Origin of the sequence: Streptomyces sp. NBC_00503 (genome assembly GCF_036346895.1) — a bacterium.
Lineage (GTDB): Bacteria > Actinomycetota > Actinomycetes > Streptomycetales > Streptomycetaceae > Streptomyces.
This window is the reverse complement of record NZ_CP107855.1, coordinates 1377518-1390209: the sequence shown is the minus strand read 5'-3', so window position 1 is coordinate 1390209 and position 12692 is coordinate 1377518. Positions and strand designations below refer to the sequence as shown.

Sequence of the window (12692 nt, the reverse complement as noted above, 5' to 3'; positions counted from 1 at the left end):
CGCGAACCCGGCACGAAAGTCCGCCGGGGGCCGGATCGGAGGCGGATCGGGGGCAGAACGAAGCCCCCGATCACGGGGGAACGATCGGGGGCTTCGCGTCCGCGGCGGCCGGTGAGAGCCGCACATTCAGAACGTAAGGCCGGTGCGGCCCCCGGGTCAAGGAGCGGGCGGGGGCCTCGGTCGAGGCCGACTCGCGGGCTCCGTCAGGCCCGGGGGAGTCCGTCACCCTCGGTGATGGAAGCGGGGGTTCCCGCGGTCGCAGCAGCCCCGGAAGACCACTCGTATCCCGTACCGCTCTGCCGCACCAGGGTGTCCGCGAAGGGGCGCGAAGGATCGTCCGAGAAGTGCGCGAGCTCCGCGCGCTCCCATCCGTCCCAGAAGTCGGAAAGTTCGCGCCCGTCCCGGTTTCGCCCGCGCCCCCAGGACTTCGCGCGCGGCATCTCCATCCACAGCAGCCGCGCCAGCCACGGCCGCAGCGCCCGCCGCCCGGCCCCGACCCCCTCGACGAGCAGCACCGGAGCCGGCTCCAGCACCCGCTCCGGCCCGAAGCGCCGCTCGACCCAGTCGTACGGGGCCCAGTGCGCGGGCCGTCCCGCGGCGAGCGGCTCCAGCACCTGGACGCGCAGCCGCTCGTCCCACCCGAAGAGCTCCTCATGACTGGCCACATCGTCCAGGTGCAGCACGGGCGCGCCCCCCAGCGCCTCGGCGAGACGCCCGGCAAAGGTGCTCTTCCCGGACCCGGCATGCCCATCGATCCCGACCAGCCGCACGGTCCCCAGCGAGGGCGGCAGCGCGGAGATCTCGCGCGCGAGGGCCTGAAGGGGCTGGCGTGACTCCTGAGCTTCCACCCGCCCAGGGTAAGGCTGCGACCCATTCCGGCCTCGGACAGATCCAGGCCGCCGGGTAAATCCAGCCCAGCTCAGCTGAATCTGGCCTCGCCCGGGCAAATCCAGCCCCGCCGGCGTTTGAGGCGCGGGGGCCCGGGGGCTGGCCCCCGGCAACGGCGCCGCAGACGACAACGGGTCCGGGCGGAGCCCCGGGGAACGGAGGAACTGGGGGTCCCCCCGGACGGAGTCTGGGGATGGGTAGGGGACGGCCCCCGCAGGGTGGCTCCGCGGCCCCGGCCGGACCGGCCCGTCACCCCGACACGACCCCGTGGCTTCGCCGCCCGGTGCGCGGGAACTGGAAGGGTGGAGCCAACCACCGCACCGACCCCTGGGGGCCACGCCGATGACCGCACCCACACCCCGCCGGGCCCTGCTGGCCGTAGCCCTGGCGGCCGCCACCGCAGCCACCGTCCCGGGCGGCCGAGCCTCGGCCGCACCCGCGCGGGCCGGGGCCGGCCCGGACCCCGCGGCCCCGTCCGGAGCCACGGCGGCGGACCTCCCGGCCGCGGCCGAAGCCGCCGAAGCCGCCGAAGCGGCCACCGCCGAAGCCGCCCGCAAGACGGTGGACAACCGCTTCTGGTACTCGTACGCCCACTGGCGCGCCGGCATCCACCAGGGCACCACCGCCGTCGGGGGCGCCCGTCCCGGGCTGGAGATCAAGACCCCGGCCGGCCGCAGCGAGTACGCCGACCCGCACACCGGGAAGAAGAGCACCTGGGAGTACGCCACCTGGACCTCCCCGGTGCACGCCTCCACCGTGCCCGCCACCGAGGCCGTCGCCTCCTGGAACGCCCGCACCCCGACCGGGACCTGGCTCCAGGCGGAGCTGCGCGGCACCTATACCGACGGCACCGCCACCCCCTGGTACGTCATGGGCCGGTGGGCGTCCGGCGACGCGGACATCCGGCGCACCTCCGTGGACGGCCAGACCGACGGGAGGTCCACCGTGTGGACCGACACCCTGGCCCTGGACGCCCCCGCGAAGACCGGCGGGCTGCGGATCAGGGACTGGCGGCTGCGCCTGACCCTCTACCGAAAGCCCGGCGCGAAGAACACCCCGACCGTATGGCTGGCCGGGGCCATGGTCTCCGATCTCCCGGACCGCTTCACCGTCCCCGCGTCCGTCCCCTCCGGTGCGGGCGCCCACGAGCTGAAGGTCCCGCGGTACTCGCAGGAGACGCACGCGGGCCAGTACCCCGAGTACGACAACGGCGGCGAGGCCTGGTGCAGCCCCACCTCCTCCCAGATGATCATCGAGTTCTGGGGCCGCAAGGCCAGCGCCAAGTCCCTGACCTGGGTCAAGAAGGGCTACGCGGACCCGCAGGTCTGCCACGCGGCCCGCTCCACCTACGACGCCGCGTACAAGGGCTGCGGGAACTGGCCCTTCAACGCCGCCTACGCCGCCACCTACCGGCAGCTGGCCGGGGTCGTCACCCGGCTCGGCTCCCTCGCCGATCTGGAGACCCTGGTCCGGGCCGGCATTCCGGCCATCACCTCGCAGTCCTTCACCGCCGAGGAGCTCACGGGCGCGGGCTACGGCACGGCCGGTCACCTGATGACCGTCATCGGCTTCACCGCGGCCGGCGACGTGATCGCCAACGACCCGAACTCCCGGGACAACCAGGCCGTGCGCCGCGTCTACCGGCGCCGCGAATTCGAGAACAACTGGCTGCGGACGAAGCGCCACAACGCGGCGGGCAAGGTCGTCTCCGGTACCGGGGGAGTCTGCTATCTCTACGGTCCGGTCCGGCCGAACGCGGCGCAGATCCTCGCACTGCGGACGGTCGGAGTGCTGTGAAAAGTTCCAGTTGACCCGAATGTATGACAAGCGGACGATAAGGGAATAAAGGTCGCGTAAAGGCTTCACGCTTCATAGGAGGCGGCCCCCCATGACCACCCACTCCATCGAACACCACCCCGACCTCGCCGAGATGCGCACGCGGTTCGAGCGCGTCACCAGTACCCCGGCCGCCCAGGCCGTCGAGGCGTTGGCCCTCCTGACGGGCCTGTACATCGCCGCCTCGCCCTGGATCGCCGGATTCAGCGGACTCAGCTCGCTGGCGATCAACAACCTGATCGCGGGCCTGGCGTACTGCCTGTGCATGAGCGGACTGGGCTCCGCCTACGAACGCACCCACGCCATGGCCTGGACGGCGGTCGGTCTCGCCGCCTGGACGATCGTCGCGCCGTTCGTCATCTCCGGGGACGTCAGCACCACCCGCACGGTGGTGAGCAACGTGATCGCCGGTGGCGTCGCACTCTGCCTCGCCCTGGCGATGGCGGGCATGGCGGGCCGCGAACGCGCCACCTGATCCCGCAGTCCGCGCCCCTCGCGCCCCCGGCCCGCACCACGCGGCCGGGGGCGTGAGACATGCCACCCGTGACCATCGTCTCTACCGCGAAGGCCACCACCGCTGTCACATTGGACGGCATGACCGCACACAGCGCAGCCCTCACCTCCCGTGCCCGCAACCTGGTCCGCACCGGCGGACCCAAGGACGGCTCCGCCTGGCTGGAGCACGTGCTCGGCTGGACCCTGGTGGTCGTCATCGCCATGTTCGTCACCCAGGTCGGCTGGCTCTAAACGCAGGTCCCGGCCCTGGATCGGGCTCGACCCGCCAGTGCCCGTCCGGAACGCCCACCAGCGCGTAGAGCCTGCGCACAGGTGACCGCGCGGGCAGCAGCACCACCCCGGCCAGCAGGGCGAACAGCCCCAGCCCCGGCCACCACCCCAGCAGCCGTACGAGGAGACTGGCGCCCAGCGCCCCCGCGAACGGCAGCCCGTAGACCCCCGCCCCGGCGATCGCCACCGCGATCACCCTGGGCACCTTGAGGTCCGCCGCCGCCCCGGGCAGCCGCCAGCCCTCCACCAGCCAGCCGATCTCGGCCAGCAGCATCGTGCCGATCACGGCCAGGCCGAAGACCAGCAGGGCCAGGAAGGTCCCCGAGGTCGCGAAGGCCAGGACGTGGTTGATTGCCGAATCCCCGCCGCCCCCGGCCGCACCGTCCGCGGGCCAGCCGGCGAAGGCCCGCGGATCGGCGCTCAGCAGCCGCTGGTACCCCGTGCCGTCCCACCCGTGGATCAGGGTGAAGAACAGCAGGAAGTACCCGGCCACCGCCTGGAGGTACCCCCAGTACCCGGCCCCGACCAGGACGAACAGCCGCGCCGCCAGGAACCCGAGCAGCGCGCCGACGACCACCGAGGCCACGTAGAAGAGGGCGAAGCCGGCCCAGACCCCGTCGTGGTCGCGCGCGACCTGCATGGTCGCCCAGGCCGGGTTCTGCCACAGCAGGTACACCCCGGTCGGGGCGGGCAGCAGGGCCGCGTAGAGCAGGGTGAGCGCGAGGTACGGATTGGCCGCGCGGCTGCGCGTACGGACCCCTTCGCCCTGGACCGAGCGCTCCCACCACTGGAGCTGGCGCCCGGCCGCCACGGCGAAGGTGGCGCCGATGGCGTACGCCCACAGCGGCGCGGCCTGTACGGGGATCACGAGGCCTCCAGCCGCAACCCGTCGGTCCTGATCACGTCGGAGGTGACCAGCGCCTGCTCCGCGCTGACCTGGGTCATGAACACGAACGGCGGGATCACCGGGGGAGCGGGCAGCCCGTCCGGGCTGAAGGTGACGCAGAGCAGCCCTTCGATGCAGCCGCTGAACCTCGTCAGGTACAAGGTCACGTCGCCGCTCAGGTTCAGGGTCTTGGCGGCGAGCCCGTACTCCTCGCCGCCGTCGCGGGTGCGCAGCCGGTAGTCGGTGAGCGTGGCCGCGCGCATCCGCAGCACCAGCACCTTCAGCGGGCCGTCCGCCGTGGGCACCTGGGTGACCCCGGCGAAGGCGAAGCCCTGCGGTGCGAAGAGGGAGGTGGTCACGGTCGGGGGAGTGCGCGCCGCCATCGGCGCCGCCGACCCGTCCGCCCTGGCCTGCGGGGCCCCCGCGGCCGTCACGAGCGCGGCGAGCAGCACCACCGGCAGGGCCGCGGCCAGCGTGCGCGGCCCGCTGCCGTCGAGGCTCGGGATGTACGGTCCCTCCTCGCCCTCGTCGGGATCCGGCAGCGGGGTCCAGCCGAAGGCCAGGGCGCTGCCCGCGATGCCCAGCAGCATGCCGAGCAGGAAACCGCCGAGGTTGGTCGCCACGAAGGACAGCACCGACAGCAGCAGCGCGTGGACGGAGACGTACGCCCGGGTCTGCGGCAGGAGCCACAGGAACAGGCCCGCGGCGATCAGCGCGATGCCGATGCCGATCGCGGCGATCCCGCCGAGACCCAGGCTGACCAGGACGGTGAGCGGGGAGAGCGGGACCAGCAGCAGTTCGGTCCCGCCCAGGATCACCAGCAGCCCGCCCCAGAACGGGCGGGTGCGCCGCCAGACGCGCAGCCGCCGCCGGGGGCCGGGGTACGGGAGCCGCCGCTCCAGCCACCCGGTCCCGGGCGCGGCCGGGCGGCGTGGGCCGAGGCGGTCTAGAAGCACTTCTTGCCGTCCAGGCTGACGTTGAGCTTCATGCCCTTGAGGTGGAAGTTGCCGCCGGTCGCGGACCAGGCGTGCGATTTCACGTCCAGGACCTCGATGTTCCCGGCCTGCAGCCCGAACTTCCCGGCCTCGCCCGTGACCCCGCTGACCTGGTCGAGGGTGGAGGCGTCGCGGCCGATCTGGGCGGTGCCGAAGGTGGCGTCGCCGGCCAGGTCCTCGCCGTCGATGACGAGATTGCTGGCGGTGACCTCCCCGGCCGGGCCGCCGGCGGTCAGTTTGAAGGTCACCTTGCCGAGCGGGGTGTCCACTTCGGCGGCCTGGCAGATGTCGGTGAGGGTGGCCTCGCCGATGCCGAGCAGTGCGACCGGGTGCCCCTTGCCGTCGACGGAGCGGTCCGTCTGCACGTACGAGGCCAGGCCCTTGCTGCTCAGTTTGGACGAGGAGACCTGGAAGCTGGTCCCCGAGACGGCGAAGGAGGCGGCGAGCGCGCCCTGCGCCATGACCATGGCCATCGCCCCGACCGCGAGGACCGCGGGCATCGCGACGGCGGCGGTCTTCTTCCAGTTGGCCCGGCCCTCGGGTGCGTTTCCGGTCGTCTTCCCGGTCGTCTTCCCGGTCGTGTTTCTCGTCGTGTTCGTCTTGCCGTTGCCCATGATGTGGTCCTCCCGTACGTCGTCCGGTGCGCAGGGGGAGTGCAAGGTGCAAAGGGGAGTGCCCAGGAGGGGTCTGCCATACTTCGGGCTTCCTGTGGCAGTTCGAGGCTAGGGCTGAATTTGAATAATAGTCAACAGCGCGGAACGACCGGGCGTTCGCAGGTTCGGCGAGCCGAACTGATAGCGATCGGACGCAAGTTGTTCGCCGACACCTCGTACGACGCGCTCAACATGGACGACATCGCCAAGCACGCCGGCGTCGCCAAGGGCCTCATCTACTACTACTTCAAGAGCAAACGCGGCTACTACCTGGCCATCGTCGAGGACTCGGTGGCCGAGCTGGTCGCCCGCGCCGGGGGCGAGAGCGATGTCCCGAACGCCGAGCGGGTGCGCGCCACCATCGACGGCTACCTGCACTACGCCGAACACCACCAGGCGGCCTACCGCACCATCGTCACCGGCGGCGTCGGCTCCGACTCCGAGGTCCTGGCCATCCGCGACGCCGTGCGCGAGGAACTGATCGCGGCCATCGCCGAAGGCGCGTACGGCCGCCGCACCGTCCCGCCGCTCGCCCGGCTGGCACTCGTGGGCTGGCTGTCGGGGGTCGAGGGCAGCACCCTCGACTGGATCGGCTCGGCGGACGGCCTCCCGGACGGGCCGCCCCCGGGCGGCCTCGCGGGCGGCCTCCCGGACGCTTCCGGCCGCCCCGACCGGGCCGGGTTCGGAGCCCTGCTCGTGCGCACGCTGCGCGCGACGCTGACCGTCATCGAGGAGTTCGTCCCCGAGTGCCCGGCTCCGCCGGCGGCAGGGGACGAGCTCCGGGGGAGCGATCCGCGCGGGGGCGATCTCCGTGGGGATGATCTCGCACCCGTGACGGGAAGCGCCTGATCGGGCATACTCAACCGCCGCAGCCACTTGAACTGGACTTTCCCGCGATCCGGGGAGGGCACCATCGGCTGTGAGCCCCGAGACCCGGCGACGCGTCCCACCCCCACGCGCCGCCCCGTGCTTTGCGAATGAGGAGAGCGCCGCCATGGCCGACCGCGCGCCGCAGCAGGTGGACCGTCAGCTGCCGACCGAGGAGTCCCGCGACCTGCTCGCGCTCGTACGCGAGATCGCGCAGCGGGAGATCCGGCCCCGGGCCGCCGAGGAAGAGGATCACGGCCGCTTCCCGCGGGAGATCTTCACGCTCCTCTCCGAGTCCGGACTGCTCGGTCTCCCGTACGCCGGTGAGTACGGCGGCGGCGACCAGCCGTACGAGGTCTACCTCCAGGTGCTGGAGGAGCTGGCCGCGGCCCGCCTGACCGTCGGCCTCGGCGTCAGCGTGCACTCCCTGGCCTGTCACGGCCTGGCCGGCTACGGCACCAAGGAGCAGCGGAGCGCCCACCTGCCCGCGATGCTCGGCGGCGGCCTGCTCGGCGCGTACTGCCTCTCCGAGCCGGGCGCCGGCTCGGACGCGGCCTCCCTGACCACCAAGGCGGTCCGGGACGGCGAAGACTGGATCATCAGCGGCACCAAGGCCTGGATCACCCACGGCGGGGTCGCCGACTTCTACACGGTCCTGGCCCGCACGGGCGTGGACGGCCCCAAGGGCATCACGGCCTTCCTGGTGCCGGGCGACGCCGAAGGCCTGACCGCCGCGATCCCCGAGAAGAAGATGGGCATGAAGGGTTCGCCCACCGCCCAGCTGCACTTCGACGGCGTACGGGTCCCCGACACCCGCCGCATCGGCGAGGAGGGTCAGGGCTTCACCATCGCCCTGGCCGCCCTCGACGCGGGTCGCCTGGGCATCGCCGCCTGCGCGATCGGCGTGGCCCAGGCCGCGCTGGACGAGGCCCTGGCCTACGCCCTGGACCGCAAGCAGTTCGGCCACCCCATCGCCGACTTCCAGGGCCTGCGGTTCATGCTGGCCGACATGGCGACGAAGATCGAGGCGGGCCGCGCGCTGTACCTGGCGGCGGCGCGGCTGCGGGACGCGGGCAAGCCGTTCTCCCGGCAGGCGGCGATGGCCAAGCTCTTCTGCACCGATGCGGCGATGGCCGTCACCACGGACGCGGTCCAGGTGCTCGGCGGCTACGGCTACACGGCGGACTTCCCGGTGGAGCGGCTGATGCGCGAGGCGAAGGTCCTCCAGATCGTGGAGGGCACCAACCAGATCCAGCGCATGGTCATCGCCCGCCACCTGGCGGGTCCGGAGTCCCGGTAGCAGTGGGGAGCGGGGTGGAGTTGACGGCGCGGGAGCCCCTGGCCGACGCCGAGCTGAACGCACTGTTCGCCGCGGCCTGGCCGGGGCACCGGGACACGTCCTTCGCGCCGGTGCTGGAACGCAGCCTGAGCTGGATCGCGGCGCGCCGCGAGGGGCGGCTGGTCGGCTACGTGAACGTCGCCTGGGACGGGGGCGTGCACGCCTTCGTCCTGGACACCACGGTGCACCCGGACGAACGCCGGCGGGGCCTGGGGGTGCGCCTGGTCCGGGCGGCCGCCGAGGCGGCCCGGGGCGCGGGCGCGCAGTGGCTGCACGTGGACCACGAGCCGCACCTCGGCGATTTCTACGCCCGGTGCGGTTTCCGGCCGACGGCGGCGGGCCTGCTCGCGCTGTGAGCGGCCGCCCCGAGCGGGCGGCCCGGCCCTCCCGGCTCCGGCCCGGTCCTCCCGGCCCCCTCTTCGGGCTCAGCCCCCGAAGAGGGGACCGGTCGGCCAGATGGGCGAGGAGGCGATCTTGGTCCACTCCGGATCGCGCCGGCCGGGCACGGTGCGGCCGTCCTCGGCCCAGTGGGTGAGCAGCGCGCTGTAGATGGGCGGGTCCGGTGTATGCCGAACCGATTCTTCGTGCTCTGCGGCCGGCGCCCGCCGCCGGCGCCCCACCCTCGGCGTGGAACTCTCCATCGTGGTCATGCCCGGCCAACGCTCCACCGGATCCACGGGTAACCCCGCCCATCCGTTCGACCCTGCACCCCCGGTCGGCGGGGAGCGCCCCGATTCCCCTCGCACGACGTGTCTTCCTGACAGTCCGTGCCACACCTCTGGTCTCCACCCCCAAATCTGACGTACCGTCATCTCCGCTCAAGGTGCCAGCTCCCGCATGCCCCGCACCCACACACGGAGGTTCGTCATGCCCGCCGACCGGCCCATATCCCTCGACGAATACCCCATCCACCAGGCCCCGTTGTCGATGAAGCACCTCGTCACCGGCGACCGCAACGCCTACGACCGCTGCATCTTCCACGTCTTCGACCACGCAGGCCGCGCCGTCCTGATCCTCGGCCTCGGCGTCTACCCCAACGCCGGTGTCATCGACGCCTACGCCACCCTGCGCATCGGCGACGAACTCCTCGCCGTCCGCGCCTCCGACGCCCTCACCGACGACCGCATGAACCTCTCCGTCGGCCCGCTGCGGATCACCGTCGACGAACCCCTCAAGCGCATCGGCCTCAGCTGCGCCGCCGACCCGGACGACCCCGACGGGCTCTCGTACGACATCACCTGGACCGCCGAGTTCCCCGCTGTCTGGGAGCCCCACCACACCCAGCGCCGCGGCGACCGCCTCATCCTCGAAGGGCGCCGCTTCGTCCAGGCAGGCAACGTCACCGGCACCATCCGGGCCAAGGGCGAGGAGTTCACCCTCGACACCGCCGAGTGGACCGGAACCCGGGACCGCAGCTGGGGCGTGCGCCCCATCCCCGGCGAGGACGGCGGCCGGGCAGCCGAGGAACACCGCCCCGAGGGCTTCCACTGGCTCTGGATCCCCGTCCGCTTCGAGGACCGCTTCCTCATGGTCATCGCCCAGGAGGACGCGGACGGCCTGCGGGGCCTGAGCGAAGCAGTCCAGGTGTTCCCCGAGGACAGCGGCAGGGGCGACGTGCAGCTCGGCTGGCCGCACACCGACATCCGCTACCGCTCCGGCAGCCGCCACCCCGAGAGCGCCGTCGTCCACCTCACCGACCCGGCCGGCCGAAAGCCCCTCGAGCTCGGCGTGGAGATCCTGAACTCCTCACCGCTGGCCGTCGGCGCCGGCTACCCGCCCGCCACCGACTGGCAGCACGGCACCTGGCAGGGCCGCGGCTGGACCGACCGCCGCGTCTACGACCTCTCCGACCCCGCGGCCCACCCCATGGCCGCCTTCGGAGTCACCGACCACTCGGCCCGCTTCACCCTCGAAGGCCGCACCGGCTTCGGCATCTTCGAGCACGGCAGCTTCGGCCGCCACGACCCGAGCGGCTTCACCGACTACGGCTCGGTGGCCCCGTAGGGAAGCAGCAGCCGCAAGCCCCCAGCAGCACGCAGGAACAGGAAGGGGTACCCCCAATGGCAGGACCGGCACCACGCCCCCGCACCTCCACCCGCGAACCCGAGGAACTCGGCCGGCGCCTCGCCGCCTGGCTCGACACCGAGCTCCCCGGGGCCGAGGTCACCAACGTCTCCGTCCCCGGCTCCAACGGCATGTCCAGCGAGACCCTGCTCTTCGACATCGAGCACCCCGACGCCCCCGTCCGGGCCTGCGCCCTGCGCCTCGCCGCCGACCCGGCCGCCTACACCGTCTTCCCCACCTACGACATGCCCCGCCAGCACCGCGTGATGAGCCTGGTCGCCGCCCACACCGACCTGCCCGTCCCGCGCGTGCAGTGGCTGGAAGAAGACCCCGGCCCGCTCGGCGCGCCGTTCTTCGTCATGGCCCGCGCCGAAGGCCGCGTACCGCCCGACGTGATGCCCTACACCTATGAGGGCAACTGGCTGCACGCCGCGAGCGACACCGAACGCGCCACCCTCCAGGAGGCGAGCGTCTCCCTCCTCGCCCGGCTGCACGACCAGTTCCCGCCCGGGGAAGCGGAGTTCCTTCTGCCGGAGGGCGAAGGCAGCCCGCTGCGCCGCCACGTGAACGGCCAACGGGCCTACTACGACTGGGTGGTGGCGGGAAAGTCCCGATCCCCGCTACTGGAACGGGCCTTCGACCGCCTCGAAGAACTCTGGCCGGCCGACGAAGGCGGACCCGCCGTGCTCAACTGGGGCGACGCCCGCATCGGCAACGTCATCTTCGACCCCGACGGCTTCGAGCCCGTGGCCGTCCTCGACTGGGAGATGGCGGCCTTCGCACCGCGGGAGGTCGACCTCGGCTGGAGCGTCTACCTCCACCGGTTCTTCCAGGACCTGACCGTGAGTTTCGGCCAGCCGGGCCTGCCGGACTTCCTGCGCCGCGAGGACATCGAGCGCCGGTACGCCGAACTCACCGGGCACACCCCGCGGGACATGGAGTTCCACACCCTCTACGCCGCCCTGCGGCACGGGATCGTGATGCTGCGGATCGCCTACCGGCAGGCGCACTTCGGCGAGGTCGAGGTCCCCTCGGACCCGGACAGCCTGATCCTGCACCATGCCAGTCTCGCCGCCATGGTGCAGGGAACGTACTGGTAGCTCCTGCTCGCCGGCCCGTACGGGCGGATCAGGCGGCCTGCGCGTGCTGTCGCATCTGCGGCAGCGCCGCGGGCACCGGCGTCCGTACCGGACGCGAGCCGGGGCCGCCGACGTGCGAGAAGGGCTGCGTGCGCCAGTCCAGCCCCTGCGGCAGCGCCAGGTGCACGACGGGCTCCAGCTCCGGGCCCTCGTCGACGCCGAGGCCCAGGGTGGGCAGGGCGTCGGAGGCCGGCCGCCCGGTACCCGCGCACACCGTGAGCCCGAACGGGTTCCACGGGGTCAGGCAGAGGGCGTGCTGCGGCAGGTACTCCTCGTCCGCGACCAAGGCGATCGCCTGACCGCAGTCGGGGCAGGTCGCGTGGTGGATCTCGAATCCCTCGGCGTATTCGAGGTAGTCGTCGTCGTCGGCATAACCGCCATCGACGATTTCCAGGGGCTCCGGTTCGGTGCGACCGGCGCGCTTGGTGTTCAGCATGGATGTACTCCCCCTTGGGTGGGCCGGGCGGGCAGGTTCTTCGGCCACGGCCACCCCAAGCACTTCCCGTCACGCGGCACGAGTAACCACTTCCGGCCGCCGTACGCCCGCATACTCCTGTGGCCTTGGTCACATGCCCGCCGCAGGTGCCACGTCAATCCGTGGACACGGCTGGGCGGAACCGGTCCGGGGCCGTAAGTTGTGCGGCTATGAGCGCAATGGAGGAGCTGGACCGCCAGATCGTGGATCTGCTCGTGCGGGACGGGCGGATGAGCTACACGGACCTGGGCAAGGCCACGGGACTGTCCACGTCGGCCGTCCACCAGCGAGTACGCCGCCTGGAGCAGCGCGGAGTCATCCGCGGCTACGCCGCCGTCGTCGACCCCGAGGCCGTAGGGCTGCCGCTGACGGCCTTCATCTCCGTCAAGCCCTTCGACCCGAGCGCACCCGACGACATCGCGGAACGCCTCGCGGGGGTCCCGGAGATCGAGGCCTGCCACAGCGTCGCGGGCGACGAGAACTACATCCTCAAGGTCCGCGTCGCGACCCCGCTGGAACTGGAAGACCTCCTGGGCCGCCTGCGCGCCCTGGCCCACGTCTCCACCCGCACCACGGTGGTCCTCTCCACCCCGTACGAGGCCCGCCCGCCCCGCGTTTAGCCCCCGCTGGGCAAGTCCAGCCCCGCCCGGGGGCACCTCCCAGCGGTAGCTGGGGGAGTTTGAGGCGCGGGGTCTGGGGCGGAGCCCCAGGAAACGGCGAAAGGGCGGGGCGGGGAGAGCCGCCCTCAGGGCCCGCCCCGCACC

At 72.4% G+C, this 12692-nt stretch carries 15 protein-coding genes; 9 read left to right on the top strand and 6 right to left on the bottom strand.

The window, feature by feature from the left end; all coding sequences use genetic code 11:
- Positions 1-203: 203 nt before the first annotated feature.
- The gene (locus tag OG490_RS06465) at positions 204-848 is read right to left on the bottom strand and encodes a uridine kinase family protein (RefSeq protein ID WP_330295316.1); all 645 of its coding nucleotides are present in this window, start codon (positions 846-848) and stop codon (positions 204-206) included.
- 382 nt (positions 849-1230) lie between these two features.
- Between OG490_RS06465 and OG490_RS06460 the strand changes: the two genes are divergently transcribed.
- From OG490_RS06460 to OG490_RS06450, 3 genes are all read left to right on the top strand, one after another.
- The gene (locus tag OG490_RS06460; RefSeq protein WP_330295315.1) at positions 1231-2685 is read left to right on the top strand and encodes a peptidase C39 family protein; all 1455 of its coding nucleotides are present in this window, start codon (positions 1231-1233) and stop codon (positions 2683-2685) included.
- A 91-nt stretch (positions 2686-2776) separates the two neighbouring features.
- Complete coding sequence (locus OG490_RS06455; RefSeq protein ID WP_330295314.1) at positions 2777-3199, top strand: SPW repeat protein; 423 nt, start codon at positions 2777-2779, stop codon at positions 3197-3199.
- A gap of 119 nt (positions 3200-3318) precedes the next feature.
- Positions 3319-3471, top strand: a complete 153-nt coding sequence (locus OG490_RS06450) for an SCO1431 family membrane protein (RefSeq protein WP_330295313.1) — start codon at positions 3319-3321, stop codon at positions 3469-3471.
- On the opposite strand, the gene OG490_RS06445 is transcribed toward OG490_RS06450, so the two are convergent.
- The 3 genes from OG490_RS06445 to OG490_RS06435 are packed head-to-tail and all read right to left on the bottom strand — an operon-like array spanning position 3449 to position 5891.
- Positions 3449-4378 (bottom strand): hypothetical protein, encoded by a 930-nt coding sequence (locus OG490_RS06445; protein WP_330295312.1) that lies wholly within the window; start codon positions 4376-4378, stop codon positions 3449-3451. The two genes, OG490_RS06450 and OG490_RS06445, sit on opposite strands and share 23 nt — an antisense overlap.
- Positions 4375-5352 (bottom strand): DUF6114 domain-containing protein, encoded by a 978-nt coding sequence (locus tag OG490_RS06440; RefSeq protein WP_330295311.1) that lies wholly within the window; start codon positions 5350-5352, stop codon positions 4375-4377. Before OG490_RS06440 ends, OG490_RS06445 begins: the two co-directional genes overlap by 4 nt.
- Entirely contained in the window at positions 5343-5891 is a 549-nt protein-coding gene (locus OG490_RS06435; RefSeq protein ID WP_330300806.1) for a DUF6230 family protein, read from the bottom strand. Before OG490_RS06435 ends, OG490_RS06440 begins: the two co-directional genes overlap by 10 nt.
- Before the next feature lie 234 nt (positions 5892-6125).
- Here OG490_RS06435 and OG490_RS06430 point away from each other — a divergent pair, with 234 nt between their 5' ends.
- From OG490_RS06430 to OG490_RS06420, 3 genes are all read left to right on the top strand, one after another.
- On the top strand, positions 6126-6893 hold the full coding sequence (locus OG490_RS06430; protein WP_330295310.1) for a TetR/AcrR family transcriptional regulator: 768 nt from the start codon (positions 6126-6128) through the stop codon (positions 6891-6893).
- Positions 6894-7038: 145 nt separating this feature from the next.
- Positions 7039-8211 carry an acyl-CoA dehydrogenase family protein gene (locus OG490_RS06425; protein ID WP_330295309.1) on the top strand — a complete coding sequence of 391 codons (1173 nt, stop codon included), beginning with the start codon at positions 7039-7041 and terminating at the stop codon, positions 8209-8211.
- 14 nt (positions 8212-8225) lie between these two features.
- Complete coding sequence (locus tag OG490_RS06420; RefSeq protein WP_330295308.1) at positions 8226-8606, top strand: GNAT family N-acetyltransferase; 381 nt, start codon at positions 8226-8228, stop codon at positions 8604-8606.
- 69 nt (positions 8607-8675) lie between these two features.
- Here OG490_RS06420 and OG490_RS06415 read toward each other — a convergent pair whose 3' ends face one another.
- Entirely contained in the window at positions 8676-8900 is a 225-nt protein-coding gene (locus tag OG490_RS06415) for a hypothetical protein (RefSeq protein WP_330295307.1), read from the bottom strand.
- Positions 8901-9117: 217 nt separating this feature from the next.
- On the opposite strand from OG490_RS06415, the gene OG490_RS06410 reads away from it, so the two are divergent.
- Positions 9118-10254 carry a hypothetical protein gene (locus OG490_RS06410; protein ID WP_330300805.1) on the top strand — a complete coding sequence of 379 codons (1137 nt, stop codon included), beginning with the start codon at positions 9118-9120 and terminating at the stop codon, positions 10252-10254.
- 56 nt (positions 10255-10310) lie between these two features.
- Positions 10311-11414, top strand: coding sequence for a phosphotransferase family protein (locus tag OG490_RS06405; RefSeq protein WP_330295306.1), 1104 nt, complete (start codon positions 10311-10313; stop codon positions 11412-11414).
- A gap of 28 nt (positions 11415-11442) precedes the next feature.
- Here the strand turns inward: OG490_RS06405 and OG490_RS06400 are convergent, their stop codons facing one another.
- Complete coding sequence (locus OG490_RS06400) at positions 11443-11889, bottom strand: hypothetical protein (RefSeq protein WP_330295305.1); 447 nt, start codon at positions 11887-11889, stop codon at positions 11443-11445.
- A 218-nt stretch (positions 11890-12107) separates the two neighbouring features.
- On the opposite strand from OG490_RS06400, the gene OG490_RS06395 reads away from it, so the two are divergent.
- Entirely contained in the window at positions 12108-12548 is a 441-nt protein-coding gene (locus tag OG490_RS06395; RefSeq protein ID WP_030240692.1) for an Lrp/AsnC family transcriptional regulator, read from the top strand.
- Positions 12549-12692 lie beyond the last annotated feature (144 nt).